Source organism: Mycobacterium sp. NGS49, assembly GCF_059812565.1.
The window spans coordinates 109,312-135,705 of sequence record NZ_JCALCX010000001.1; the positions used below are offsets into that span (position 1 = coordinate 109,312).

General features: G+C 65.9%; 26 protein-coding genes. 13 read left to right on the plus strand and 13 right to left on the minus strand.

The features are described 5' to 3' along the window. Positions 1–68 precede the first annotated feature (68 nt). Positions 69–1,604 (minus strand): glycerol-3-phosphate dehydrogenase/oxidase, encoded by a 1,536-nt coding sequence (locus AC5Y7D_RS00490; protein WP_499920459.1) that lies wholly within the window; start codon positions 1,602–1,604, stop codon positions 69–71. Beyond that, complete coding sequence (locus tag AC5Y7D_RS00495; protein WP_499920461.1) at positions 1,604–2,176, minus strand: TetR/AcrR family transcriptional regulator; 573 nt, start codon at positions 2,174–2,176, stop codon at positions 1,604–1,606. Before AC5Y7D_RS00495 ends, AC5Y7D_RS00490 begins: the two co-directional genes overlap by 1 nt. A 47-nt stretch (positions 2,177–2,223) precedes the next feature. Here AC5Y7D_RS00495 and AC5Y7D_RS00500 point away from each other — a divergent pair, with 47 nt between their 5' ends. The 3 genes from AC5Y7D_RS00500 to AC5Y7D_RS00510 are packed head-to-tail and all read left to right on the plus strand — an operon-like array spanning position 2,224 to position 5,283. Then, positions 2,224–3,804: an FAD-binding oxidoreductase gene (locus tag AC5Y7D_RS00500; RefSeq protein WP_499920932.1), complete on the plus strand. Its 1,581-nt coding sequence runs from the start codon at positions 2,224–2,226 to the stop codon at positions 3,802–3,804. Between the two features lie 20 nt (positions 3,805–3,824). Next, positions 3,825–4,739 (plus strand): diacylglycerol kinase, encoded by a 915-nt coding sequence (locus AC5Y7D_RS00505; protein WP_499920934.1) that lies wholly within the window; start codon positions 3,825–3,827, stop codon positions 4,737–4,739. Between the two features lie 31 nt (positions 4,740–4,770). Next, positions 4,771–5,283 carry an Rv2253 family sensor-like surface protein gene (locus tag AC5Y7D_RS00510; protein WP_499920463.1) on the plus strand — a complete coding sequence of 171 codons (513 nt, stop codon included), beginning with the start codon at positions 4,771–4,773 and terminating at the stop codon, positions 5,281–5,283. 76 nt (positions 5,284–5,359) lie between these two features. Here the strand turns inward: AC5Y7D_RS00510 and AC5Y7D_RS00515 are convergent, their stop codons facing one another. The 3 genes from AC5Y7D_RS00515 to AC5Y7D_RS00525 form a co-directional block, all read right to left on the minus strand. Continuing rightward, positions 5,360–5,872 (minus strand): DUF3145 domain-containing protein, encoded by a 513-nt coding sequence (locus tag AC5Y7D_RS00515; RefSeq protein WP_499920465.1) that lies wholly within the window; start codon positions 5,870–5,872, stop codon positions 5,360–5,362. A 147-nt stretch (positions 5,873–6,019) separates the two neighbouring features. Next, complete coding sequence (locus AC5Y7D_RS00520) at positions 6,020–6,838, minus strand: serine hydrolase domain-containing protein (protein WP_499920467.1); 819 nt, start codon at positions 6,836–6,838, stop codon at positions 6,020–6,022. Next, positions 6,838–7,899 carry a class I SAM-dependent methyltransferase gene (locus AC5Y7D_RS00525; protein ID WP_499920936.1) on the minus strand — a complete coding sequence of 354 codons (1,062 nt, stop codon included), beginning with the start codon at positions 7,897–7,899 and terminating at the stop codon, positions 6,838–6,840. Before AC5Y7D_RS00525 ends, AC5Y7D_RS00520 begins: the two co-directional genes overlap by 1 nt. A 29-nt stretch (positions 7,900–7,928) precedes the next feature. Here AC5Y7D_RS00525 and AC5Y7D_RS00530 point away from each other — a divergent pair, with 29 nt between their 5' ends. Together AC5Y7D_RS00530 and AC5Y7D_RS00535 are read left to right on the plus strand one after the other, a co-directional pair. Further along, a complete protein-coding gene (locus AC5Y7D_RS00530) occupies positions 7,929–9,014 on the plus strand; it encodes an S-(hydroxymethyl)mycothiol dehydrogenase (protein ID WP_499920469.1) in 1,086 nt (361 codons plus the stop codon). Beyond that, a complete protein-coding gene (locus AC5Y7D_RS00535; RefSeq protein WP_499920471.1) occupies positions 9,014–9,637 on the plus strand; it encodes an MBL fold metallo-hydrolase in 624 nt (207 codons plus the stop codon). Before AC5Y7D_RS00530 ends, AC5Y7D_RS00535 begins: the two co-directional genes overlap by 1 nt. A gap of 131 nt (positions 9,638–9,768) precedes the next feature. Here AC5Y7D_RS00535 and AC5Y7D_RS00540 read toward each other — a convergent pair whose 3' ends face one another. Beyond that, positions 9,769–10,488 (minus strand): SHOCT domain-containing protein, encoded by a 720-nt coding sequence (locus AC5Y7D_RS00540; protein WP_499920473.1) that lies wholly within the window; start codon positions 10,486–10,488, stop codon positions 9,769–9,771. 81 nt (positions 10,489–10,569) lie between these two features. On the opposite strand from AC5Y7D_RS00540, the gene AC5Y7D_RS00545 reads away from it, so the two are divergent. From AC5Y7D_RS00545 to AC5Y7D_RS00555, 3 genes are all read left to right on the plus strand, one after another. Next, the gene (locus AC5Y7D_RS00545; RefSeq protein WP_499920475.1) at positions 10,570–11,523 is read left to right on the plus strand and encodes an SDR family oxidoreductase; all 954 of its coding nucleotides are present in this window, start codon (positions 10,570–10,572) and stop codon (positions 11,521–11,523) included. 55 nt (positions 11,524–11,578) lie between these two features. Continuing rightward, positions 11,579–12,637, plus strand: a complete 1,059-nt coding sequence (locus tag AC5Y7D_RS00550; protein WP_499920478.1) for a class I SAM-dependent methyltransferase — start codon at positions 11,579–11,581, stop codon at positions 12,635–12,637. Positions 12,638–12,714: 77 nt separating this feature from the next. Beyond that, positions 12,715–13,347, plus strand: coding sequence for a hypothetical protein (locus tag AC5Y7D_RS00555; RefSeq protein ID WP_499920979.1), 633 nt, complete (start codon positions 12,715–12,717; stop codon positions 13,345–13,347). Positions 13,348–13,367: 20 nt separating this feature from the next. On the opposite strand, the gene AC5Y7D_RS00560 is transcribed toward AC5Y7D_RS00555, so the two are convergent. From AC5Y7D_RS00560 to AC5Y7D_RS00580, 5 genes are all read right to left on the minus strand, one after another. Beyond that, positions 13,368–15,158 carry an Hsp70 family protein gene (locus tag AC5Y7D_RS00560; protein WP_499920480.1) on the minus strand — a complete coding sequence of 597 codons (1,791 nt, stop codon included), beginning with the start codon at positions 15,156–15,158 and terminating at the stop codon, positions 13,368–13,370. Between the two features lie 93 nt (positions 15,159–15,251). Continuing rightward, entirely contained in the window at positions 15,252–16,337 is a 1,086-nt protein-coding gene (locus AC5Y7D_RS00565) for an NAD(P)H-dependent amine dehydrogenase family protein (protein ID WP_499920482.1), read from the minus strand. A gap of 89 nt (positions 16,338–16,426) precedes the next feature. Then, the gene (gene hcaB, locus AC5Y7D_RS00570; RefSeq protein ID WP_499920484.1) at positions 16,427–17,230 is read right to left on the minus strand and encodes a 3-(cis-5,6-dihydroxycyclohexa-1,3-dien-1-yl)propanoate dehydrogenase; all 804 of its coding nucleotides are present in this window, start codon (positions 17,228–17,230) and stop codon (positions 16,427–16,429) included. A gap of 27 nt (positions 17,231–17,257) precedes the next feature. After that, positions 17,258–17,803, minus strand: coding sequence for an aromatic-ring-hydroxylating dioxygenase subunit beta (locus AC5Y7D_RS00575; RefSeq protein WP_499920486.1), 546 nt, complete (start codon positions 17,801–17,803; stop codon positions 17,258–17,260). Next, entirely contained in the window at positions 17,800–19,161 is a 1,362-nt protein-coding gene (locus AC5Y7D_RS00580; protein WP_499920489.1) for an aromatic ring-hydroxylating oxygenase subunit alpha, read from the minus strand. The genes AC5Y7D_RS00575 and AC5Y7D_RS00580 overlap by 4 nt, the downstream gene beginning before the upstream one ends. Before the next feature lie 414 nt (positions 19,162–19,575). On the opposite strand from AC5Y7D_RS00580, the gene AC5Y7D_RS00585 reads away from it, so the two are divergent. The 4 genes from AC5Y7D_RS00585 to AC5Y7D_RS00600 all read left to right on the plus strand — a co-directional run bounded on the left by AC5Y7D_RS00585 (position 19,576) and on the right by AC5Y7D_RS00600 (position 23,653). Continuing rightward, positions 19,576–20,823, plus strand: a complete 1,248-nt coding sequence (locus tag AC5Y7D_RS00585) for a YcaO-like family protein (protein WP_499920492.1) — start codon at positions 19,576–19,578, stop codon at positions 20,821–20,823. Positions 20,824–20,833: 10 nt separating this feature from the next. Then, positions 20,834–21,832: a Gfo/Idh/MocA family oxidoreductase gene (locus AC5Y7D_RS00590; protein ID WP_499920495.1), complete on the plus strand. Its 999-nt coding sequence runs from the start codon at positions 20,834–20,836 to the stop codon at positions 21,830–21,832. A gap of 111 nt (positions 21,833–21,943) precedes the next feature. After that, the gene (locus AC5Y7D_RS00595) at positions 21,944–22,300 is read left to right on the plus strand and encodes an MmpS family transport accessory protein (RefSeq protein WP_499920497.1); all 357 of its coding nucleotides are present in this window, start codon (positions 21,944–21,946) and stop codon (positions 22,298–22,300) included. 57 nt (positions 22,301–22,357) lie between these two features. Then, on the plus strand, positions 22,358–23,653 hold the full coding sequence (locus tag AC5Y7D_RS00600) for a cytochrome P450 (protein WP_499920499.1): 1,296 nt from the start codon (positions 22,358–22,360) through the stop codon (positions 23,651–23,653). Between the two features lie 40 nt (positions 23,654–23,693). Here AC5Y7D_RS00600 and AC5Y7D_RS00605 read toward each other — a convergent pair whose 3' ends face one another. Beyond that, positions 23,694–24,281, minus strand: coding sequence for a class I SAM-dependent methyltransferase (locus tag AC5Y7D_RS00605; protein ID WP_499920502.1), 588 nt, complete (start codon positions 24,279–24,281; stop codon positions 23,694–23,696). An 80-nt stretch (positions 24,282–24,361) separates the two neighbouring features. On the opposite strand from AC5Y7D_RS00605, the gene AC5Y7D_RS00610 reads away from it, so the two are divergent. Continuing rightward, a complete protein-coding gene (locus tag AC5Y7D_RS00610) occupies positions 24,362–25,660 on the plus strand; it encodes an MFS transporter (RefSeq protein WP_499920504.1) in 1,299 nt (432 codons plus the stop codon). Positions 25,661–25,663: 3 nt separating this feature from the next. Here the strand turns inward: AC5Y7D_RS00610 and AC5Y7D_RS00615 are convergent, their stop codons facing one another. Then, positions 25,664–26,389 (minus strand): potassium channel family protein, encoded by a 726-nt coding sequence (locus AC5Y7D_RS00615; RefSeq protein ID WP_499920506.1) that lies wholly within the window; start codon positions 26,387–26,389, stop codon positions 25,664–25,666. Positions 26,390–26,394 lie beyond the last annotated feature (5 nt).

The window sequence follows — 26,394 nt, forward strand, 5'->3', positions numbered from 1 at the left end:
GCGAACCTTCGGTATTCATCGACACGTCTGTTACCCGAACGAGGTCGGGCCGAACCAGTGGCGCGTGATCAACCCACGCCGGCCAGGAATTCCCCGGCGGCACTGAGCGCCCGCTCCCGGTCACGCGGCACCAATCCGATGCGGGTGCGCCGATCCAGAATGTCACCGACGTCCAGCGCGCCCTCGTGGGTGACCGCGTACTCGAACTCCGCCCTGGTCACGTCGATGCCGTCGGCGACCGGCTCGGTAGGCCGCTCGCACGTTGCCACCGCGACAACGTTGGCGGCCTCGGCGCCGTAGCGCGCCACCATGGACGCCGGCACGCTCCCGGGTCCGGCCGCGGGTCCCGGATTGGCCGCCGCGCCGATCAGCGGCAGGTTACGGGTGCGGCACTCTCCGGCGCGCAGCTTCCGCTCGGCGATCGCCCGGTTGAGCACATCCTCTGCCATGTAACGGTATTCGGTCAGTTTGCCGCCGACCACGCTGAACACGCCGGTCGGCGACTCGAAGATGGCGTGATCGCGCGACACGTCGGCGGTACGGCCCTCGCCGGTGTCGATCAGCGGCCGCAGGCCGGCGTAGGAGCCGATCACGTCGGACGGTCCGACGGCGGCGCCCAGTGCGGTGTTCACCGTGTCGAGCAGGAACGCGATCTCGGCCGCCGAGGGTTCGGGGACGTCGGGAATGGGCCCGGGTGCATCTTCATCGGTGAGCCCGAGATAGATCCGGCCGAGCTGCTCGGGCATGGCGAACACGAACCTGTTCAGTTCGCCAGGGATCGGAATCGTCAGCGCCGCGGTGGGATTGCCGAACGCCGCCGCGTCGAACACCAAATGTGTTCCGCGGCTTGGCCGCAACTTCAGCGCCGGATCGATGTCGCCGCCCCAGACCCCGGCCGCGCTGATCACCGCTGCCGCCTTCACCTCGAACGACTCCCCGGTGCGCTGGTCGGTGAGCCGCACCGAGGTGGCGGTGGCCTCCGAGGCGGCCACGTAGGTAAGGATCCTGGCGCCGTGCTGGGCCGCGGTGCGGGCCACCGCCGTCACCAGCCGAGCGTCGTCGATCAACTGCCCGTCGTAATTGAGCAATCCCCCGGCCAGGCCCTCACGCCGCACTGTCGGCGCCAGCTCCATAACCCGGCGCGATGAAATCCAGCGCGACCGCGGCAGCGTCGACGACGATGTGCCCGCCATCACCCGCAGCGCGTCGCCGGCCAGAAAGCCCACCCGCACCAGCGCGCGCTTGGCGTGGTTCATCGACGGCAGCAACGGAACCAGCTGCGGCATCGCGTGTACCAGATGAGGAGCGTTGCGCGACATCAGAATTCCGCGCTCGATGGCGCTGCGCCGGGCGATGCCGACGTTGCCGCTGGCCAGGTAGCGCAGACCGCCGTGCACCAGCTTGGAACTCCAGCGGCTGGTACCGAACGCCAGGTCGTGCTTTTCCACCAGCACCGTCCGCAGTCCCCGGGACGCGGCGTCCAGGGCAATGCCGGCGCCGGTGATACCCCCGCCGATGACGACGACGTCGACCTCCGAGCCGTCGGCGAGTGCGGTCAGGTCGGCGGTGCGTCGTGCGGCGTTGAGAGCGGTCGGGTTCTCCATCAGGACAGGTATCCGTTCAATGTGTAGGTGAGTTGGGTGGCCAGGGCCTCGTCGTCGAGGATCGGTTTGACGATGTCGGCGGATTGGATGGTCGACTGGGCGATCAGCAGGATCATGGTCGCGAGCTGACGGGGGTCGCCCGGCCGGACGCTGCCGGTGCGTTGGGCGGCTTCCAGCCGACCGACCAACCCCTCGATCAGGATGAGTTGGCTCGCGCCCAGGCGCTCGGTGATGTAAACACGGGCCAGCTCAGAGTGCATCACCGACATGATCAGGTCGTCCCGGCGCAACCGATCGGCCACCGCGACGATCTGTTGCACCAGGGCTTCGCGGTCATTGCCGTCGAAGGGCACGTCCCGCATCGCGTCGGTCACGTGGTTGGTCAGCAACGTCGACATGATCGACTGCGTGTCCGGCCAGCGGCGGTAGACCGTCGGGCGGCTCACGCCGGCACGGCGGGCAATCTCGGCGAGCGTCACCCGGTCGGCACCGAAATCGACCACGCAGCTGGCTGCCGCGGCTAGGATTCGATCCCCGGTATCCATGTTTGGGTCATTACTCATTGACACCATGTGTAATACTGTAACGCATGACGCACCTCGATGAACTCCTTCCGCCGATGAAATGGAACGCGTGGGGGGATCCCGCCGCGGCCAAGCCACTCTCCGATGGGATCCGCGGCTTGCTGAAGCAGGTCGTGGGCCTTGAGGATTCGGATGAGGCCGAGCTGCAGCCCGACGAGGTGAAACTGCGGGCGTGCGCCCTGTCGCAGACCGATCAGGACGGGCTGGCCAAGATCGTCGGCGCGGAATTCTTGCGCACCGGCGACCGCGACCGCCTCCTGCACGCCGGCGGCAAGTCCACCCCCGACATGCTGCGCCGCAAGGACCGCGGGGTCCAGGATGCGCCCGACGCGGTATTGCTGCCCGGTGACGACGACGTGGTGCTGGAAATTCTGCGCTACTGCTCCGACCACGGCATCGCGGTCGTCCCGTTCGGTGGGGGCACCAACGTCACCGGCGGACTGGACCCCACCCGTGGGCGGTTCGGCGCCGTGATTTCGCTGGATCTGCGCCGCTTCAACCAGTTGCACTCGATCGACACCGTGTCCGGCATCGCCGAATTGGGCGGCGGCGTCACCGGTCCGGAGGCCGAGCGTCTGCTGGGCGAGCACGGCTTCTCGCTCGGACACTTCCCGCAGAGCTGGGAGTACGCCACCATCGGGGGCTTCGCCGCGACCCGCTCGTCCGGCCAGGATTCCGCCGGCTACGGCAGGTTCAACGACATGATCCTGGGGTTGCGGATGGTCACCCCGGTGGGCGTGTGGGACCTGGGCCGGGTGGCGGCCTCGGCGGCCGGCCCGGATCTACGCCAACTGGCGATCGGTTCGGAAGGCACCCTGGGTGTCATCACCAAGGTGCGACTGCGGGTGCACCCGGTCCCGGAGACCACGCGCTACGAGGCGTGGTCCTTTCCGGACTTCGCCACCGGAGTCGCCGCCCTGCGGGCCATCACCCAGACCGGCACCGGCCCCACCATCGTGCGGCTTTCCGATGAGGTGGAGACGGGTGTCAACCTCGCCACCCACGAGACGATCGGCGAAAGTCAAAGCGCCGGCGGATGTCTGGGGCTGACCCTGTTCGAGGGCACCCCCGAACATGCCGAAAGCCGGCACGCCGAAACCCGTGCGCTGCTGGAAGCCAACGGCGGCACCTCACTCGGTGAAGGCCCGGCCAAGACCTGGGAGCACGGCCGGTTCAGCGCGCCCTACCTGCGCGACTCGCTACTGGCCGCCGGCGCACTGTGCGAGACGCTGGAGACGGCCACCGACTGGGCGAACATCCCCGCCCTGAAGGCCGCCGTCACCGAGGCGCTGACCGGTTCGCTGGCCGAGTCGGGCACCCCGGCGCTGGTGATGTGCCACGTCTCGCACGTCTACCCGACGGGGGCTTCGCTGTACTTCACCGTGGTCGCCGGGCAGCGCGGCAATCCGGTCGCACAGTGGTGGGCCGCCAAGAAGGCCGCGTGCGACGCGATCATGGCCACCGGCGGGACCATCACCCACCACCACGCCGTCGGCGCCGACCACCGGGCGTGGATGCGCGACGAGGTGGGCGAACTCGGTGTGCAGGTGTTGAGTGCGGTCAAGGCCGCCCTGGATCCAGCCGGGATTCTCAATCCCGGCAAGCTGATTCCGTGACGCAGGAGCACTCCCCCGTCCTGAGCCGGCGCGAGATCGGCAAGGTGACCGCGCTGACGAATCCCCTGTCGGGGCACGGTGCCGCAATCGAGGCCGCGCAACGCGCGATCGCCCGGTTTCACAAGCACGGTGTCGAAGTCGTCGAGATCATCGGCGACGGTGCCGAGGACGCGCGCTTCCTGGTCGCCGCGGCGCTGGAGAAGGGCACCGATGCGGTCGTCGTCACCGGCGGTGACGGCGTCATCTCCAACGCCTTGCAGGTGCTCGCGCAGACCGATGTACCGCTGGGCATCATCCCGGCGGGCACCGGAAACGACCATGCGCGTGAATTCGGTATTCCCACAAAGGATCCCGAGGCGGCAGCGGACGTTGTGGTGGACGGGTGGACGGAAACGATTGACCTGGGCCGGATCCGCGATCAGCACGGCGTCAACAAGTGGTTCGGCACTGTGGCGGCAACCGGATTCGACTCCCTGGTGACCGACCGGGCCAACCGCATGACCTGGCCACACGGGCGGATGCGGTATTACATCGCGATGTTCGCCGAGCTGTCCCGGCTGCGCCTGCTGCCGTTTCGGCTGGTGCTCGACGGCCAGCAGGTGATCGAGGCCGACCTCACCATGACCGCCTTCGGCAACACCCGCAGCTACGGCGGCGGGATGCTGATCTGTCCCAACGCCGACCGGTCCGACGGCCTGCTCGACCTCACCATGGTGAAGTCGGAGTCTCGGATGAAGCTGGCCCGCTTCTTTCCCACCGCTCTCAAAGGCACTCATGTGGAGCTCGACGAGGTCACCACCGCGCGGGCCAAGACCGTCGAGGTGGAGTGCCCCGGCATCAACGTGTACGCCGACGGCGACTACGCCTCTCCGCTGCCGGCGGAGATCTCCGCGGTGCCCGCGGCGCTGCAGGTGCTGCGGCCCAAGCAGATGTAACAACCCGGTCACCGGACGCGACATGTTCAGCATGTCGCGTCTTGCCAAGACAACAGTGGCCGCCGCAGCGGCCCTAGTGGTTCCGCTGTGCGTGGCGCCGATGGCGCACGCGGGTGAAGTCGCCTCCTGGAACGGCGAATACATTCTCGTGCTCGGCGCCAACGCGAAATCCGGTACCAGCGTGGCGGCCGGTCAGCCGGAGTTCGCCCACCGCTCCAGCGTCTCGCTGACCTCGAGTTGCACCGCGGGCGTTTGTGTCGCCACGATCGAGAACCCTCCCCCGCCCAAGCACGAATCGATGCCGCGCACCATCGAATTCACCTGGAACGGCTCGCAGTGGGTACGCGAAATGACCTGGAAGTGGGACTGCCTGTTGCCCGACGGCACCGTCGAATACGATCCGGCGAAGTCGATAACGGTATACACCCCAGGGCAGTACGGCATCCTCACCGGCGTCTTCCACACCGATATCGCCAGCGGCACATGTCAGGGCAATGTCGATATGCCGGTGTCGGCCAAACCCGTGTCAGTGCCGGTCACCTGACCACCGCCGAGCAGACGCCAAATCGCACCGGAACACGTGTTCCGGTGCGATTTGGCGTCTGCTCGCGGGAGGTGGGCTAGCCGACGCCCCGGCTCAGCCACGTCACCTCGCCGGCGTCGCCGCCGTCGCGGTACGGCTCGAGGGCGTCATCCCACGCGGTGCCCAGGACCGAATCCAGTTCGGCGGCAAGGGTATCGGCACCCTGGGCCATCAACGTCCGCAATCTCATCTCACCGACCATGATGTCGCCGTTGGCGCTCATCGGCCCGCTCCACAGCCCCAACTGTGGGGTGTGGCTGAACCGATGGCCGTCGACGCCCGGGCTGGGGTCCTCGGTGACTTCGAACCGCAGCACCGACCACGAGCGCAACGCGTTCGCCAAGCGGGCACCAGTCCCGACGGGCCCCACCCAGTTGGTGACCGCGCGCAGCTGCCCCGGCATGGCCGGCTGTGGCGTCCACACCAAATTCGCCTTGGCTTGCAAGGTCGACGACAACGCCCACTCGACATGCGGGCACACCGCCGCCGGCGAGGCGTGGACGTACACCACACCGGCCGTCACGTCGGCGAATTGATTCGACGCATGCATCTTCTTGCTCCTTCGGTTCCACGAGGGACGTCTTCCCCAACGACCTGGTGAACCCGCTCAAGCAAAAGTTGCTGCGTATCAAATTTTGTGTCTTGCGTGTCTATTGTGCCCTGTGATGCCTGTGTTGCGCTAGTGTGCATTTTCGTTTCATGCGTGGGCTTCCAAGACCGCATCCGACAGCGACGGCCACGGGTCCAGCGCCCACTCGCCGAAGTCGCGGTCGGTGAGCACCACCAGGGCCAGGTCCGCCTCCGGATCTACCCAGATGAAACCCCCGGACTGGCCGAAATGGCCGTAGGTGCGAACCGAGTTGCCCGCGCCGGTCCAGTGCGGTGACTTCGAATCCCGCAACTCGAACCCCAGACCCCAATCGTTGGGCCGCTGGGAGCCGTATCCGGGCAGCACACCGTCGAGGCCCGGAAACTGCACCGTCGTCGCGTCGGCGTGCATCTGCGCCGAGACCGTCACCGGGCGCAGTAAGTCCCCGGCGAACCTGGCCAGGTCGGCAACAGACGATGTCGCCCCGAAACCGGCTGTCTGCGCGCCGCCGTCCAGCCTGGTCGTCGTCATGCCCAGCGGCTCGCACACCGCCTCGGTGAGGTAGCGCCCGAAGTCGATGCCCGATTCCCGCTCGATCTTTTCGGCCAGCACGGCGAACCCATAGTTCGAATAGATCCGGCGGGTACCCGGCCGGGCCAGCACGTCGCCGGAGAGCATCGCCAAGCCTGAGGCGTGCGACAGCAGGTGGCGGATGGTGGATCCGGGCGGCCCTGCTTCGGTGTCGAGGTCGACGACGCCCTCCTCGACGGCGATCTGCGCGGCCCTGGCCGCGATCGGTTTGGTGACCGATGCCAGCGTGAAGACGCTCGCGGTGTCACCGTGGGTGGCCAGCACTCCGGCCGGGCCGACGATGGCGGCGGCGGCATTAGGCACCGGCCAGTCCTCGATGGCGTCGAGAACTGCCATCACTTGCGGGCGATGTAGTAATTGTTGATCGGGTCCGACTCGATCTCGGCCACCACCACGTCGTCGAAGCCGGCGTCGGCGAGCATCGACTGAGCCAACTGCGCGCCCCACACCGCACCCAACCCGGCGCCGTCGTGTGCCAGGGACACGGTCATGCAGTGCATCAGCGACACCGTGTAGAGGTAGGTGCGCATCGGAACGTCGATGTTGTCCTCGAGGCGGCTCGACGCCTTGATGTCTGCCATCAGTAGCACGCCGCCGGGGCGCAGGGCGCGGTGGATGTTTTCCAGCACGCGGGCCGGCTGGGCCTGGTCGTGGATGGCATCGAACACCGTGATGACGTCATAGGCTGCCGACCTGTCCAAGTGAGGCAGGTCATGGCTCTCGAACGTCACGTTGGGCAGACCAAGCCGAGCCGCCTCATCGCGGCCGACGGCAATGCCTTCTTCGGAGAAGTCGATCCCGGTGAACCGGCTGGCCGGAAACGCTTGAGCCATCACGTTCACGGCATGTCCACTGCCGCAACCGAAATCGGCGACATCGACGCCGCGGCGAAGACGTTCGACCAGTCCGTCTACCAGCGGTAGCACCACGTCGACGAGCGCGGCGTCGAACACCACGCCGCTCTGTTGAGCCATCAACGTGTGGAAGCGCGGAAACTCGCTGTAGGGCAGGCCGCCGCCTGCCCGGAAACAACCGAGTATCTTCTGTTCCACCTCACTGAGCAGCGGCACGAACTGTGCCACCAGAGCAAGGTTGTTCGGGCCGGCGGCACTGGTCAGCACCGCCGCACGCTGGGCGGGCAACGAGTAGGTCCCGGTCGCGGCGTCGTAATCGACCACTCGTCCGGTTGTCATTCCGCCCAGCCACTCTCGGACATACCGCTCGTTGAGGTGGGCGGCTTCGGCGATCTCGGAACTGGTGGAAGGCGCCAGCCCGGCCATGGTTTCCAACAGCCCGGTCTGATGCCCCAAACTCAGGAGCAAGGTCAGGCTGGCGTTGTCGATCGTCGCCACGATGCGCTCGGTAAAGGCTTCTGCCGTCTCGGGTGCCGTCATGATCAGGGACGCTACACCGTAGGTTAGAAGTCATGAGTCAGACAGTGCGCGGCGTGATTTCACGGAGCAAGGGCCAACCCGTCGAGGTGGTCGACGTCGTGATCCCCGACCCGGGACCGGGCGAGGCCGTCGTCGACATCATCGCCTGCGGCGTGTGCCACACCGACCTCACCTACCGCGAGGGCGGGATCAACGACGAGTACCCGTTTCTACTCGGGCACGAGGCCGCCGGCACTGTGGAAGCCGTCGGGACCGGTGTCACTCACGTCGCACCGGGTGACTTTGTCGTACTGAACTGGCGCGCGGTGTGCGGGCAGTGCCGGGCCTGCAAGCGCGGCAGGCCCGCCTACTGCTTCGACACCTTCAACGCCGAACAGAAGATGACGCTGACCGATGGCACCGAGCTCACCCCGGCTCTGGGCATCGGAGCGTTCGCCGACAAGACGCTGGTGGCGGCCGGGCAATGCACCAAGGTCAATCCGGAGGCCGATCCCGCCGTCGCGGGCCTGCTCGGCTGCGGGGTGATGGCCGGCATCGGCGCGGCCATCAACACCGGCGGCGTCACCCGCGACGACACGGTGGCGGTGATCGGCTGCGGCGGCGTGGGTGACGCCGCGATCGCCGGCGCCGCGCTGGTGGGAGCCAAGAAGATCATCGCGGTCGACACCGACAACACGAAGTTGGAGTGGGCCCGCAACTTCGGCGCGACGCACACCGTCAACGCCCGGGAGTTCGATGTCGTCGAGACGATCCAGGACCTCACCGACGGCTTCGGGGTCGACGTGGTGGTCGAGGCCGTCGGCCGGCCGGAAACCTGGAAGCAGGCTTTCTATGCGCGCGACTTGGCCGGAACCGTGGTGCTCGTCGGGGTGCCCACCCCCGACATGCGGCTGGATATGCCGTTGGTCGACTTCTTCTCCCGGGGTGGTTCGCTGAAGTCCTCCTGGTACGGCGACTGCCTGCCCGAGCGTGACTTCCCCACCCTGATCGACCTGTATCTACAGGGCCGGCTGCCGTTGGAGAAGTTTGTCTCCGAGCGAATCGGGTTAGACGGCATCGAGGAGGCTTTTCACAAGATGCACGACGGCAAGGTACTGCGTTCGGTGGTGATCCTCTAATGGTGGTCATCGATCGGCTGGTCACCCACGGCACCTTCGAACTCGACGGCGGCAGTTGGGAAGTCGACAACAACATCTGGCTGGTCGGCGACAATTCCAACGTGGTGGTGTTCGATGCCGCCCACGACGCGGCGCCGATCATCGAGGCCGTCGACGGGCGTCATGTGGTCGCGGTGGTGTGCACGCACGGCCACAACGACCACGTGACGGTGGCTCCCGAACTAGGCAAGGCGCTTGACGCGCCGGTGCTGCTGCACCCCGCCGACGAGGTGCTGTGGCGAATGACGCATCCGGACAGCGATTTTCGCCCCGTCTCCGAGGGTGACGCGCTGAAGGTCGGTGGCACCGAGTTGCGGGCCCTGCACACACCGGGGCACTCGCCGGGATCGGTGTGCTGGTATGTCCACGATCTCGGCGTGGTGTTCAGCGGTGACACGCTGTTCTCGGGTGGTCCAGGGGCCACCGGCCGCTCGTATTCGGATTTCCCGACGATTCTGCGGTCGATTTCCGAGCGCCTGGGCAAGCTGCCCGGCGAAACCCTGGTACACACCGGCCACGGCGACAGCACGACCATCGGGGACGAGATCGTGCACTACGAGGAGTGGGTCGCCCGCGGGCACTGAGCGCCCATACGCTGCCGGGGCGCCGCCCCCCTCCCGTGAGCGAACCGCAAAATGCCGCCCGCAGCGGCGTGTCGTGGCAAAACGCGGGCGCTCGGCACCCAGCGGCTGCCCAGGCGGGGGGCCCAGAAGGGCTAGTGCCCGTCCAGGATCCGCCGCTTCTCGGCCTGGAACTCCTCTTCGGTCAATGCACCTGAATCACGCAGTGCGGCAATGGTTTTCAACCGCTCCACGCGGACGCCGGCACCGGTGGGCTCGTAGGCCACCACCGGCGCCGAGAACGCGATGCTTCCCGCAGCAGAAGGCACCGGCCTGCGACGGACACGGCTCAGCCACATGGTCGACACCGCCAGATCGATGAGACCGACGACGAACAGCGCGACAAAAACCCAGACCAAGTTTCCGTACGAACTCTGATGCCCGAAAGCCAACCGGGGATTGATGTATCCGTTCACCTGCCCGTCGGTCATCACGCTGTAGGTGCCCTCCACCGGCACCTGGACGTTCCACACCCGCACATGGGCGTCGTTGTTGACGGTGGTTGTACTGCCGATGCTTTCGGTGACCTCCGGCTGCGCCACGCCGTCGGGCGGGGTGATCGAGATGCGCAACGGGGGCACCGGCAGACCGCCTCCGTTGGTGCCGCCGATGACCAGGGTGTGCAGGCTGACGGTGGCCTGCCCGGCCGGCAGGTGCACGCTGCCGCTGCCCGGAATGGGCACCTCGCCGTAGGCGTCGTAGTCGTCCAGGAAGAATGCATTGAGCACCAGCGTGGCGATGAACCCGGCCACCGCCACCACCAGCGTCACGATCGCGAGGGTCAACGAAAGCTTGGCGACCCGTCTGCTATTCATCCAGGCAGTGTGTCATGCGCGACCGCGACGGGGGACACTGTTTGCGAGCGCAGACCACGCAACCGGAGAAGGAGTTCTCGCATGGCCAACGATCTCGTCGCCACGGTGCCCGATCTGTCCGGCAAGCTGGCCGTCGTCACCGGATCCAACAGCGGCCTGGGTTTCGGCCTGGCCAAGCGCCTGGCGGCAGGCGGCGCCGATGTCGTGATGGCCATCCGCAACCAGCGCAAGGGCGAGGCAGCCATTGAAGAGATCCGCAAGACTGTGCCCGACGCCAGCCTGACCATCAAACCGCTGGATCTTGCGTCACTGGCTTCCGTCGCCGCCCTGGGCGCGCAACTCAACGCCGACGGCCGCCCGATCGACATCCTGATCAACAACGCCGGCGTGATGACCCCGCCGGAGCGCGACACCACCGCGGATGGCTTCGAATTACAGTTCGGCAGTAACCATCTCGGCCATTTCGCGCTCACCGCGCATGTGCTGCCGCTACTGCGGGCGGCGCAGGCCGCGCGCGTGGTGTCGCTGAGCAGCATCGCGGCCCGGCGCGGCCGCATCCACTTCGACGACCTGCAGTTTGAGAAGTCCTACGCATCGATGGCGGCGTACGGACAGTCGAAGCTGGCGGTGCTGATGTTCGCCCGGGAATTGGATCGGCGCAGCAGCCGGGCCGGCTGGGGCATCATGTCCAACGCGGCACACCCCGGCCTCACCAAGACCAATCTGCAGATCAGTGGACCTTCCCACGGCCGGGACAAACCGGCTCTGATGCAGCGGCTGTACACCACGTCGTGGAAGTACGCCCCCTTCCTGTGGCAGGAGATTCAAGAAGGCATCCTGCCGGCGCTTTACGCGGCAGTCACACCCGGCGCCGAGGGCGGCGCGTTCTACGGACCGCGCGGCCCCTTCGAGGCCGCCGGTGGCGGGGTCACCGAAGCCAAGGTGCCGTCGCGCGCAGCCAATGACGAACACTGTCAACGACTTTGGGAGATTTCGGAGAAGCTCACCGGTGTCAGCTACCCCTCGGCGAACTGAGCCCCAGCCAGTAGTCCGCCTGCCCGAATCGAGCGTCGTGGTGCGTCCGGAGCCGATGGAGTCGGCCACGTACACCCACTCGTCGCGTCTGCAGGCGGCCGGCCTGGTGCCGGCAATCGGCCTGTTCGAGCAGGCGGCGCAACAGGTGCCGCTGCCCAGACCGCCGCAGCCGGTCATCATCGCCGACTACGGCGCGGCCACCGGCTACAACTCGCTCAAGCCGATGGCCGCCGCGATCCAGGTGTTACGCACCCGCACCCGCCATGACCACGCAATCCTGGTGGCGCACACCGACGTACCGCAGAACGACTTCACCGCGTTGTTCCAGACGCTGTCCGACGACCCGGACAGCTACCTGAACATCGACTCGGCAAGCTTCACCTCGGCGATCGGACGATCCTTCTATCAGCAGATTCTGCCCACCGGCACCGTCAACCTCGGTTGGACGTCGTGGGCGATCCAGTGGCTGAGCCGTATTCCTGAGGGAGCGCCGGAATTCACCGATCATGTGCATGTCGCGTTCACCGGCAACACCGACGCCCGGCGCGCTTACGAACACCAGTCGGCGCTGGACTGGAATGACTTCGTCGCGTTCCGGGGCCGCGAGTTGTGTCCCGGCGGCCGGCTGGTGGTGCTGACCATGGCCCTCGACGAGGACGGCGAATTCGGCTACCGCCCGCTGAACGAGGCACTGATGTCGGCGCTGGGAGACCTTGTCGGGCGGGGCCTGGTGCGGGCCGACGAGGTGCGGCGCATGGTCATCCCCGTGGTGGCCCGCACCGAGAAGGACTTTCGCGCCCCGTTCGCCCCGCGCGGCTGGTTCGAGGGCCTGACGATCGAGCATCTGGACCTGTTCAATGCCAAGGATCGGTTCTGGGCCAGATACGAAAGCGATTCAGACGCAGTGGCTTTCGGGGCCCAATGGGCGGCGTTCGCCCGGGCCGCCCTGTTCCCGACCCTGCGGGCGGGATTGGACGGTGGGTTCAGCGACCCGCGTGGAGTGGACTTTGTCGAGCAACTCGAGGCCGGGGTTGCCGAGCGCCTGGCTAACGCGCCCGAGCCGATGCGGATTCCGCTCGCAGCCCTGGTATTGGCCAAGCGGAATTCGCCGTAGCAGGCGTTTCGACGCGACGCGGATGTGGTAACCCTCACGCAGGGTCGGTCGCAAGCAACGCCTTAGGGGGCACGAGCATGAGCGCGCACGAGGACGAATCAGCTGGTCAGGACACCAGCAAGACCGATGATGGTGCCGTGAGTACTGCCGAGGCCGACAAGAACGACGATAACGGGAACCGCGGCGTCAGGGACACCACCGAGAAGCCCGAGCCGGACGAAAAGGCCAAGGCAAAGGCCAAAGAGATGATGTCGGCCTACGAAGACAAGCCGACGCTGGTGATGCCCGGGTCGGGCAAGACCATCACCGGCACCGCAGTCAACGAGTGGCTCGACGACGACGGCAACCCCAAATACTCCGAGGACGACGACTCGCCGGCCGCCAAGGCGAAGGCTGAAAACTCAGATGCGACCGGCGAGGCAGACACGTCAGCCGCGAAGAGCGACGCCGGCAACGACAGACGCCTGGACGGCAACGACGAGAGCCCGGACGGCAACGATGGCGGCGGGCGGGCGAAGAACACCGCCGAAAGCGAGCGTGCTGCCGAGGCCAACGAAAACGCCGAAGACGAGAACAAGTCGGTCGAGCAGCTCCGCGAAGAAGCCGAGCAACGCGTCAAGGACAACCTGGACAAGGACAAAGAGTTCAACAAGGAAATCCTGGAAGCGACCAAGCAGGACCGCGAGGACCGGGAGAAGGCCGGCACGTAGACCCGGCACGTAGCCGGGTTTCAGCCGCCCTGGGGGACGATTCCCGGGATGGGCGGTAGCCCGGGGATCTGCGGCAGCTGCGGAAGAGGCGGCAGGACAGGCGGAGTCGTGACCGGTGGCTGGGTGGTCACCGGCGGCTGTGTCGTCACCGGGGGCTGGGTCGTCACCGGTGGTGGCGCCGTGGTGGTGACCGGCGCAGGTTCTTCGGAGGTGACCGGCGGCGGCGCCTGTGTGGTTCGCGGGCGCGGGGCGGGTGTCTGAGTCGGCGGCGGAGGTTCCGGCGTCGAAGCGGGCGGCGGCTCGGGGCTGGGAGTCTCGGTGCTGGTAGGCGGGGGCGGCGCGGAACTGCGCGGCGTCGCGGGCGAGGTGTTCACCCCCGGCGACTTGGTGCCCTTGTCGTGTGAGGTCAAGCCGATCGCCACCGCAGTTCCCACCAACAGCACCGCCACCACCGCGCCGATGGCGATGACCGCCGGCAGGCGGTACCACGGAATCGGCGACGCCTTCCGCTCCGGCTCCGGCCGCGCTTCACGCTCGAACTTCATCTGCGGACGGGCAGCCGTATACCCCGAAGCCGCGGCCGACGACGCCGCCGGCATGACGCGCGACTCGTCCTCGGCTTCCGACCACGCCAGGGCCGGTTGCATAGCCGACACCGGAGCCGCGTCGGCCAGTTCCGGCGGGTAGTCGTCGGCGGGCGGCGCCGGGGGCGCAGCCACCAGCGGCGCGGGGGGCGCCGCCGGGGTCAACGTCGTCGCACTGGTGTCGGCGGGACCCCGCGCAGCGCGCAGCGCACCGCCGATGGCGGCGGTCAGCTGGGGGCGCGGGGTGGTGATCACCGGCACGCCGAACCGGCCGGACAACGACGTGGTCACCAGCGGAATGTTGGCGCCACCCCCCATGGTCACGATCGCCACCAAGCCGGAACCGTTGCGGCTCAACGTTTCGTCGAGCACCCCCAGCGCCCCGGTCAGCGACCCGCGGATCGTCTCCTCGAGCTCGTTGCGCGTGAGCCGGATGTCCCCACCAACCCCGGGCACCTCTTCGGAGAGGGTGGTGGCCGTTGTCGCCGAAAGTCGTTCTTTGGCAGTGCGGCAGGCCGCCCGCAATCGGGTCAGTGATCCGATCGCCGCGGTGCCCGACGGATCGAACGAACCGGTGCCGGACATCTCCGATATGACGTAGGTCAGCAGCGACTGGTCGATGAGATCGCCGGAGAAGTCGTGATACCGGACAGTCGGCGAGACCGGGAAATAGTCCGCGGCGGCGTCAACCAGGGTGATGCTGGTACCGCTTCCACCGAAATCGCACACCGCGACGGTCCCCCGCGCCGGTATGCCCGGGTTGGCCCGCACGGCGAAGAGCGCTGCCGCGGCATCCGGGATCAAGGTCACCGGGGTGGCTTGGTGGGACCACTCCGAGACCCGACTCACCGCACCGCCCAGCGCGTCGACCGCCGGCGGCGCCCAGTGGGCCGGATAGGTCACCGCAACACGGTCTGGCAGCGCGCGCCCGCCGGTGGCGGCGTAGGCCAGCGCCCGCAATCCGTCGGCGACCAGGGCTTCGCTGCGGTGCACGGAACCATCGGCCGCCACGATGCCGACCCGGTCTCCCACCCGGTCCACGAAATCTCTGATGACCAGGCCGGGTTCATCCAGCCGAGGGTTCTCCGACGGCACCCCGACCTCGGGCGGGCGCTGCCGGTACAGGGTCAGGACGGGTTTGCGAGTGATGGCATGGTCGGGCGTGACGGCAGCCAGATTCGTGGCGCCGATCGACAGGCCCAGCGCGGGCCTAGCTCCATCTGCCATCTGGTTCCATCCCCACGTCCCCCCGCCTCATTCTTTCGGTAAAACCTATAGCCGATCAATGCGCCGGCTATGCGCCGGCGGTATGAGTGCTGGTCAGCGGATCGTACCTGCGCCCGGGATCAGTGGCAGATCCAGCGCGGTCACCCAGCCCGGCGACAGTTCGTTGACGGCAGGGACGGCATTGAGCGCGCGCATTCCGGTCGCCAGGCATCCGGCGGCCGCGGCATCCCGGCCCGAGCCGTCGGTGAACCGGAACGCGGTTTCCTGGAAGATGCTCGGGGTGCCTTCGATGTCCACCCGGTACACGTCGTTGGCGTGGCCGGTCGGCCAATCCGGAGCGGCGTCAAGCCCGATACGGTTGACGTGCTCGAGCTGGATGCGTGTCTCCCCCTGGTAGAGCCCGTTGATCGTGAACCGGACGGCCGCGACATTGCCTGCCTTGATGACGCCCTTGGCGGACTTGCGGTCCGTCGGGGTCACCCATTTGTCCCAGGTGGTGGTCATCTCATCGAGCATGATGCCGGCTGCGTGGGCGATCATCGGGACGGTCGCGCCCCAGGCGAAGATCAGCACGTCGCGGTTCTCCAGCATCGGGCTGAACTCGGGTTCACGCCCGATACCCATTTCCCGTTCGTAGTCGCCCTCGTAGTTGGTGTAGTCCAGCAGCTCCGAGGCGCGCACTCGCTTCACTTCGGAGCACAGGCCCATCAGGGTCATCGGGAACAGGTCGTTGGCGAACCCGGGGTCGATGCCGGTGGTGAAACAGGACGACTCCCCCAGCTCGCAGGCCTGGGTGATGGGGGCGATCCAGTTCGGCGGGTTCTGCGGCATGGTCGGCCAGATCCACGGCGTCATGGCCGTCGAACACACGTCGATCCCGGCCCGCAGGAAGCGGGTGATCAGCGCGATGTTGTCCTTGGCGTGCATGGCTGTCGGGCCGTAGTGCACCAACGCGTCGGGTTGCAGCGCGATCAACGCGTCGACGTCGTCGGTGGCGGCAATGCCGACCCGTTCGTCCAGTCCGCAGATGTCGCCGACGTCGCGGCCCACCTTGTCCGGGTTGCTGACACCGACGCCCACCAACTCGAACAGCGGATGCTTGACGATCTCGGGGATCACCATGCGGCCCACGAAGCCGGTGCCCCAGACCACCACTCGTTTAACGCGACTCTGCGTCATGGATCAGCCACCTCTTTCGAATACCCGCTTCACCCTAAGCGGGCGGTGACCCGACATCTACCATCTGAGCAGGCAAGCGGTACCTACGTTCATCCTTTCCGTCGCTCCTCGAGTTCGCGCCGCCCCCGTATGCCCACACCCCCGTCGCAGTTATGGACTGACCCGGTGACTGTGCTGGCGTTGTCGCGCGAAGCCAGCAGGACATAATGACCTGTGTAGTCCGCAGGGCGAACGGACCGCTCCAGCGGCGAGAACTTGCGCATCAGTTCGTCGATCGGGAGGTCAGAGATTGCGGTGTTGTCCAGTCCGAGGGCCGGCGGTCCTCGCAAATCGGACGACATTCCTCCGGGCGCAACGCCATTGACGCGAACGTCTGGGCACAGCTCGTAAGCGAGTTGCTTGATCAACCCCATCACCGCGTGCTTGGAAGACACGTACAGCGGGCCGCCGCCGCCGGGCCAGAACCCCGCGTTGGACACCGTGAATATCATTGCGCCCTTCGTCTCGCGCAATTGCGGCAGCACGGCCTTCGCGCCAAACAGACAGGCCTTGACATTCACGGCGAAGATCTCGTCGAATGCCTTCGAAAGTCGTTGTGAGTCAAGAGTTTCCAAGGACAGACCAAAATCCCATAATCCCGCGTTTCCCACGAACACATCCAGGCGGCCAAATGCGCTCACTGCATCGTCAACCGCGCGGACATTGTCGTCGAACTCGGTCACATCCCCGATGGTGACACAGATATCGGTCCCGAAATCACGAAGCAGGGCTGCGGCCTTGTCTTCATTGATCTCAAGCGCCGCGACTTGCGCGCCCTCTGACAGATAACGTTCGACGATTGCTCGGCCGAGTCCGGAACCCGCGCCGGTGACCAACGCCACAGTGTCTTCCATCCACCCCATCGTCAGCCCACCAGCTTCTCAGAACAAATTGCTGAGGTTGCGCGACAGTAATACGGTCTGTTCCAGATATATTGTGCGCGAGGCGATCTGAAACTTGCCATCCACCTGCCGGAGAATATCCTTCCGGCTCCCGATCCAAGAATCCTCCTCGGAATTCAGGCGGGTTCGATACAGGTGAAAATTCGACTCGACATCCAGCTCCGCACCCCGGGTGTCGGTGATGCGAACATTGGTGATCAGGTGTCGCGTGCGAGAAGGCGGATCCTCCGACCAGGAGCGTCCGGTCATGAGTTTGGTGACTCGGGATCTGAGCGCTTCTTTGTCGTCATCGAAGAACGCCATTTCGCCAGGTCGAGTGAACTCGCGATCAATCTCTGCTTGCATCCGCGTCCGGCGGATCGGCATGAAGTAGTGCGTGTCGTTCGTGAACAATTCCAGCCATTCCTCGAATCGGCGCTGGTCGAGTAGGGCCGCCTCGTCGTAGAGGAATCGTTCAACTCGGTGGTGCAGCACCATCGCCATCAGCGCGCCCGGATCAACGATCTCGGCCGCCCGGACGCTCACAGCTGTTCGCCTGGCGTGGTGCTGAGTCGAAGCTGTTGCCAGTCGGGCCTTTTCATCCATTGCAACCAGGAATGGTAGGTCCACAGTTGGCCATACTCGCTCGTCGGCCCATCGATGCGCGCCAGTCCGTGCTCCTTGATGATGCGGCCGCGCCCCAGGCCCATGTTGACCAGATGAGGTATGCGCCTGCTGGCCTCGCCGTAGGTTTGCATCGTGCTTTGCGCCCAGTTCTCACCATCGTCCTGTTCGAGTAGGCCGGCGGGACCAAACACCCTGTTGGCGAGCGAGATCGTCTTGCTGCGCGTCGATTCCGAGGCGGAGCGGTCGACAAAAGTGAACCACCAGATCTCGGTTCGGTTGACGCTGCGGGGTATTCGTAGCGACAGCTGGGATGTCGTAGTCAACCAGGTGGTGGGAAAGATGCCGGCGTGTCCAGCGACCGTGGCGCCGACGGGGCCGAGAGCCTCGCGCGCGGTGTCGGTGCTGCGCCAGGACGGGTCCGGGTCGAAGTTGCCCGGCGAGGACGCGATCGGCCCACCGATGGCATGGCCGTACTCGCCCAGCACGACAGAGTGCTCGAAATTCGTGCCGGTGGTGCCGCTGACCGGCGACCCGGGATCCGTGTCGCTCTGCCCGCTGCCATCGGTATCGTCGCCGGACTCGGCGGAGGCGGCGGAAGAAGCAGGATCGGCGTTAAGCACTCCTTTGGCGAACGCGGAGGCGTGGGTGACCGGTGGGTGGTACCAGTCGTAAAGATTGTCCAGCGCGAACTTCCAGTTACAGTCGATGATGAATTTCTGAATTCCTGGAACCACCTCCATGTCTCCGCGACAAGCCAGCAGGTCAAGTCCCAGACGACCGGTGGCGCCGAGAAACTCCTCGAGCGGCGGCGCAGTGGCATCGTGGGTGCCGAAAATGAAGCCCTGGTAAGACGCGACCTGCGCAACCTCGGCCAACCGGTAATGAGAGCGGTCGAACTCGGGTTGGTAGAAAACGCGTTGTCCCGGAACACCCTGCAATCGGCCGTCGATGTTGTAGGACCACCCGTGATAAGTGCACAGGAAGTTCCGGGCGGTCCCTTCCTCGGCCCGGCACACTGCATTTCCACGATGCGCGCAGGTATTGAGCAGAGCCTTGACCGATCCATCGCGCTGTCGCACTACGAGAATATTGTCCTTGCCCATCACCGTTTGAAAGAAGTCACCGCGCCCGCGGATCTGTGTCTCGTGGCAGAGGAAGAGCCAGGCTCGCCCGAAAATGTTGCTCATCTCCTGTTCGAAGATCTCGTCGTCGCTGAAAATGCGGCGATCGATCTCTCCGCGGTCCACGGAAACCAGGTCGTCTACGGTCGGCGTCATCGCCACGGCCCTTCGTGCGGAATGTCTACGAGATCCCTACCTTAGCGATCACTGCATGCTGACTTTTCCGCGTCGGCGGATCCGCTGAAAGATGTCCACCGATCGGACACGGACCAGTACCCCATTCGGGGGACGTTCATCGCCCGCGAAAATGGCCGGTCGGTGGACGGCGTCAGCGCCACCGCTCCTGCAGGATAAGTCGCGAGGCAGCATCAAGGTTTCGGCTGCGACGAATAACAGGAGGTCGGATAATGTCCTACGAGCAACTATTCAACAGCAAGACCGAGGGCGAGAACTCAGCTGAGATCGAGGCGATGGCGTTCATCTGCTTCTCCATCGACTGACCGCAGTCCCGGATTGCCGGGTTTCGCCGCGCATAACAGCAATCCCGGATCGTTGAAATAGTGTGCTGACATGACGGATGTGCGGTCAGTCAGCACGGCAGGGAGCGTCGGTCCGGATTGGTCTTATTGGCCGGTCCGGTCGCTTGGCTCGGCCGACCCGGCCAAAATCGGCTATCGGCAGGGCACGCACCGCACCATCAGCCCCGAGCAGACCTGGCTGGCTATTCAGCCGCTGCTTGGGGCTGCTTGCATCACCCGGGTGGCCGATCTCACGTGGCTGGACGATCTCGGCATTCCCACGGCGCAGGCCGTGCGACCGGCATCGCTGACGGTTTCGGTCAGCCAGGGAAAAGCCACTAACTACCGCGCGGCGCAGGTTTCGGCCGTGATGGAAGCGCTCGAGTACTGGCATGCCGAGAATGCCACAGCTGACCTGAAATTCACGGCCGGCGAAGATCTGCGCCCGGCTTTGACTTATGACCCCGCTCTCCTGGCTCGCCCGCCCGGAAGCCTGTACCACACTGGCGTGAAGCTCGACTGGATGAGGGCCACAACACTGCTCACGGGCCGGCCGACCTGGGTGCCATGGGCCATCGTCACCGTGAATGTTTCGGTCAGCGATCGTTGGGGACCGCCGATGTTCGCGATGCATACGCAAGGTTTAGCGTCGGGCAACAGCTACTACGAGGCGACCCTGCACGGCCTGTACGAACTCATGGAGCGGCATGCAGTAGGTGCGGCTGTGGCGGGATGGAGGATGTTTGAAGTCCGGCCTGAGGATGTCAATCGCGGCGAATGCGCTGACCTCGTCGAAAAGATTTATCGGGCCGGAAGTGAGTTGCGTATCGCCCGCCTTGACGTTTGGGATGACTATTACTGCTTTGCCGTTGAACTGATGTCACCGAGGGTGGGTGTTCCATTCAGCGGCAGCGGACTGCATCACGACCCCAATGTCGCGTTGTCACGAGCGATCACCGAGGCGGCTCAATCCCGCCTCACCGCGTTCAGCGGAGCCCGCGAAGACCTTCCGTCGATAGTCTTCGAGCGGTTCGCCGACATGCCCGCCGCCGTGCAGCCACCGCCGACAAGGTTGCCGGCCGCGCCCGAGATGTTATGGCATGCACCTGGTTCCGATTCATTGCCCGAGTTGACGATCCGGGCCGCGACGGCGGTCGCGGCCCGCGCCGGCACAGAACCGCTCGCAGTGGTGTGCGATTTTCCCGGCGCGTGTGTCCCCGTCGTCAAGATCGTCGCACCTGGACTGGGGTTGTCATCGATCGGATCGCCGATGAGAACCCCGCTACAAGAGCCGGTATGAGCCGGCTCGGATGTCTGGTCCGCTGGTGAGCAAAACAAACGTAGTTCTCTGCGGCAGCAATTACGCAGCCTTCTACATCCCATCTTTGCAGGAACTGAATGACTCATTCGAATTGACCGGCGTACTCGCGGCCGGGAGTGACCGTTCCACCCGACTCGCCGCGCGGCACAAGGTTCCACTATGGACAAGCGTTCCGGAAGTGCCTCATTCGGTGCAGGCCGCCATCGTTGCGCTGCCGCCCGTGGCGTCCGTTGGTGTTGCGACGCAGCTTCTTCGGCGCGGCATACACGTCCTGATGGAGCACCCGGTGCGGGCCGATAGGCTGGCACAGCTGCGCGCCGCGGCTTTGTCGTCGGGAGCAGTGCATTGCGTCAACTGCCACTTCGCTGAATTGAGCTCCGCCCAAGCGTTTATCGACGGGTGCCGTCAACGACGCGCATTGGAACCTCCCCAATGGGTCTCCGTCGTTACAGCGCCCCGGTCGGCGTATTCCACTTTCGATGTACTCGGGCGCGCGTTGGGCGCCTTGGCAGAACCGTCTCTCGAGCGAGAACTGACGCTATCGAACACCACTGAACATCCATTCGAGAGCTTCCGGGGTCTGATTGACGGCACGCCGGTGCGCGTGCAATGCAGTCGCGAGGTCGGCCCGGTCGACGATGGCAGCGACAGCCCGGTACCGCAACGAGTAGAAGTCGGTTTCCGGGGCGGCAGTCTGATTCTGCAGTCTTTCGCCGGGCCGGTCATTTGGCTGGAAACATTCCGAACGGCGTTGAAGACTTCTCCGACCCCGCTGTGGCGCATGTATTCGCCAGGCGTTGAGACTTTCTCGCAGCTGATAGCCGATCGGGTGAGGGCGAACAGTTCGACGCTGCAAGAGTTCCGGCTTCAGATCGAGACAGGCATACAGCCCATCCACCAAACGACGGCATGGCTGACCGCTGCCTCGGATCTAGCGACAGCCGTGCGGACACGACCACCCACGCTCGACCTACCGGCCGAGGAATGATGCGGTACGGGTAGCGCCAAATCCCCTCCCGGCCGACGGCCCCTACATCAGCGCCGTCCAAGTGCCTACCAACTCTGGTGTGGCGCCCGGGGTGATGACACGATGACAACCATGACCAGTCGTCGCGCAGCCTCGATTCTGATCGCCACCGGCACCGCCCTCGGGTCCACCTGCGGCGTGGCGCACGCCGATCCTTTCCAGCCCCCGGGCGCGTTCGCGCAGGTCCGTTACGAGGTCAGTGGCCCCGGCATGGCCGAGTACATCTCATTCCAAACCCAAACCGGTCAGCAGCGCGCGGTGAACGTGCCGTTGCCGTGGTCGACGGAATTCCAGGCCTTCGGCGGTCAGGTGTACGTGCTCAGCGCGCAGGGCCAGGGCACGATTGCCTGCAAGATCGTGGTCAACGGCAATGTGGTCAACGACGCGCATTCGACGGGGACGCCCGGAAAGGCCATCTGCTCGCACTGACGCGGTCTAGGCTCGCCAGTGGCGCCTCCTCAATGGTGAGGAGGTTAAGGAGGATGCATGGACCTCAAGACTGGCGCGCACTCAGGTCTCAAGCCCCGGGTGAACGGGACGCCGCCCCCGGAGGTTCCGCTGGCCGACATCGCACTGGGCTCGCTGGATTTCTGGGCACTCGACGACGACTACCGCGACGGCGCCTTCGCCACCTTGCGGCGCGAGGCGCCCATCTCGTTCTGGCCGGCGATCGAGATGGAAGGGTTCACCGGCGGCAACGGGCACTGGGCACTCACCCGTCTGGACGACGTGTTCTTCGCCAGCCGCCACCCGGAGGTGTTCAGCTCCAGCCCCAACATCACGATCAATGATCAAACGCCGGAGTTGGCCGAGTACTTCGGTTCGATGATCGTGATGGACGATCCGCGTCATCAGCGGCTGCGCTCGATCGTCAGCCGGGCATTCACGCCGAAGGTGGTGGCCCGCATCGAAGCGTCGGTGCGAGATCGGGCGCACCACCTGGTGACCTCGATGATCGCTAACCACCCTGACCGGCAGGCCGACCTGGTGAGCGAGATCGCCGGCCCGCTGCCGTTGCAGATCATCTGCGACATGATGGGCATCCCCGAAGACGACCATCAGAAGATATTCCATTGGACCAATGTGATTCTCGGGTTCGGCGACCCCGACCTGGCCACCGATTTCGGTGAGTTTCTCCAGGTGTCGATGGACATCGGCGCCTACGCAACCGCGTTGGCCGAGGACCGGCGGGTCAACCACCACGACGACCTGACCACCGCGCTGGTGGAAGCCGACGTGAACGGCGAGCGGCTCTCGTCGTCGGAGATCGCGATGTTCTTCATCCTGCTGGTGGTGGCCGGCAACGAGACCACCCGCAACGCGATCAGCCACGGCGTGCTGGCGCTGTCGCGTTATCCCGAGGAACGCGACAAGTGGTGGGCGAACTATGACGGCCTGGCGCACACCGCGACCGAGGAGATCGTGCGCTGGGCCTCTCCGGTGGTCTACATGCGCCGCACCCTGACCCGCGACTTCGAGCTCAGCGGCACGAAAATGGCTGAGGGCGATAAGGTTTCGCTGTGGTACTGCTCGGCCAACCGGGACGAGTCCAAGTTCGCCGACCCATACCGGTTCGACGTGGCACGCAACCCCAATCCGCACGTCGGGTTCGGTGGCGGCGGTGCCCACTTCTGTCTGGGCGCCAACCTGGCCCGGCGCGAGATCCGGGTGGTGTTCGACGAGTTGCGCCGCGAGATGCCGGACATCGTCGCGACGGACGAACCCCGGCGACTGCTGTCCCAGTTCATCCACGGCATCAAGGTGCTGCCGGTCGCCTGGTAGCGGCGCGCGCCCGTAACGTCGGCGCGGGGCGTCGAAGCCGTCAGTCGGTGAGTTCGTAGACGTACAACACCCGCGGGTAGACGGTCAGCCATTCCGGCGGTTGCGGGTGTCGGGTGACGCGCACGGCTTTGGTCGCCAGCCAGGCCAGCGCCTGTCGGTACTCGTCGAGGCGCGCCGGGCGAAACGGGTAGCGACGGTAGTAGGCGAATGCCTGCACGTGTGCCTGCAGTGCGAGCTTGCCGACGACCCCCTCGGGCATGTCTTCGAAGACGATGACCCGGCGGCGCGCGACACGATCGCACTCGGCGATCAGCCTGACCGGGTCGTGGCTGTGGTGCAGCACCTCGCTGAGGACGACGTGGTCGAAGCTGTTGTCCGGGAAAGGGATCGACGTCCCGTCGAATTCGGTGAAGGACACCTCGGCCTGCCGGGAGTCTTTGACGTCGATGCCGGTCGGGATCACCCCGTACATCTCGCGCAGGTAGGCCGACAGATGCCCGGTCCCGCAGCCGACGTCGAGCACGCTGTCACCTTCTCCGACGTAATCGGCGAGGGCTTCGGCTTGTTCGCGCAGCCGCACGGCGGGCTGCATCACATGCTGGGCTTCAGCGAGGCGGCGGCGAAACATCTCGGCTCAACGTAGCACGGGTCCCGGTCGCCGCCGGGGCGCCGCCGGATGCCTAGACTCGCGCGCGAGAGGAGGCGGCCATGGGGGTGGACCCCGTCAGACGCATTGCCTTCGCGTGCATGGTGGGCACCACCGTCGAGTTCTACGACTTCTACATCTACGGCACCGCCGCGGCTTTGACGTTCCCGACGGTGTTCTTCCCGAACCTGAGCCCGGCGATGGCGACCATCGCCTCCATGGGCACCTTCGCCGCCGCGTTCCTGTCCCGGCCGTTGGGTGGAGCGGTGTTCGGCCACTTCGGTGACCGCATCGGACGCAAGACGACGCTGGTCGCCACATTGCTGATCATGGGATTGTCCACGGTGGCGGTGGGTCTCACGCCCGGCGCCGCGACGATCGGTGTGGCGGCGCCGCTGATCATGCTGACGCTGAGGCTGTTGCAGGGGTTCGCGGTGGGCGGCGAGTGGGCCGGATCGGCGTTGTTGGCAGCCGAATACGCGCCGGCGGACCAGCGCGGCCGCTACGGCACCTTCACCGCCGTAGGCGCCGGCATCGCCATGGTACTGACCGGCCTGACCTTTCTTGTCGTCAATGCCACCGTCGGGGAGACGAGCCCGTCATTCCTGGCCTGGGGGTGGCGGATTCCGTTCTTGCTCAGTGGCTTACTGGTGGCCTTCGCGTTGTATGTGCGGGTCAGCATCGACGAAACCCCGGTGTTCACAAGCCAAACCGCCCACGACGCGCCCGCGCGGGTGCCGCTCGCCGAAGTGCTGCGGCAGCAATGGGGAACCGTGGCCCTGGCTTCGGGTAGCTTCGTGGCACTGTTCGCTTTCGTGTTCATGGCCGGCACCTATCTGACCAGTTACGCCTACGGCACAGTCGGGTTGTCCCGCAAGGCGATCCTGTTCGCCGGATTGCTCGGTGGGCTGGTGTGGACGGCGGTGGTGCCGATGTCGGCCGGCATGTCCGATCGGGTCGGCCGCCGCCCGATCATCCTGACCGGGTGGGCGCTGGCGCTGCCGTGGTCCTTCGCGGTCCTGCCGTTGATCGACGCGCGCTCCCCGGCGTTGTTCGCGGTGGCGATCGCCGGCACTTACGCCGTCGCCGCGTTCGCCTACGCGCCCATGACATCGTTCGTGCCCGAACTGTTTACGACCTCGCATCGCTACACCGGCGCCGGCTTGGCCATCAACGTCTCCGGCATCCTCGGTGGCGCGGTTCCGCCGTTGATCGCCGAACCACTGAGCGTGCACTACGGCAGCCGGAGCATTGGGCTGATGCTGGCGGTGCTCGTGGTGGTCAGCCTCGCTTGTACGTATCGGCTGCCGGAGACTCGCGGGACGTCGCTGCAAATGCCGGCTCCGCCAGGACGAAAGTGATGGCTAGTCGGCGTCGCTTGCCCGCAGTTGTCGGCTCAGCGCCCGGATCTCGCTACGCAGCTCCTCGATCTGAGCGGTCGTGGCCGCCTGATTGGCGGTGTCGGTTTCGGACACTCGCTGCACGATCCACGAGGCCAGCGAAGCGGTCACGACACCGACCAGCGTGATACCGCCCATCATCAGCAGCACTGCCACCACGCGTCCGGTCACGGTGATCGGATACAGGTTTCCGTAGCCGACGGTCGTGATGGTGGTGATGGCCCACCACACCGCCTTGCCGAAACTGTCGATGGTCGCGCCGGATTGTCCGCGTTCGGCGTCAAGCACCGCGAGGGCACCGGTATAGACCAGCAGCAGGACGCCGGACGCGGTATAGATGAGGATCTGGCCGCGCACGGCATGGCCGACAGCCTTCTGCAGCACCCCGAGCAACACGATCAGGCGCACCATCCGCAGCGGCCGCAGGAACGGCAGCATGACGATCAGCAGGTCGACGATGTGCAGCAGAAACCATTCTCGGCGATTGTCGGCCAGCAGCAGCCGGGCGAAGTAGTCGCCGACGAACATCGCCCAGGCGATCCAGCACAACAGCCACAGAATGCGCGCCTCCGAGCCCTGGGGGCGGGCCAGGATCTGCACCGAGTACATGATCAGGAAGGCGACGGCGACGATGGCCAGCGGCCACTCGGTGCGCTGCCTCCACTGTTGTTCCTTGGAGAGAGACGACATGGGCC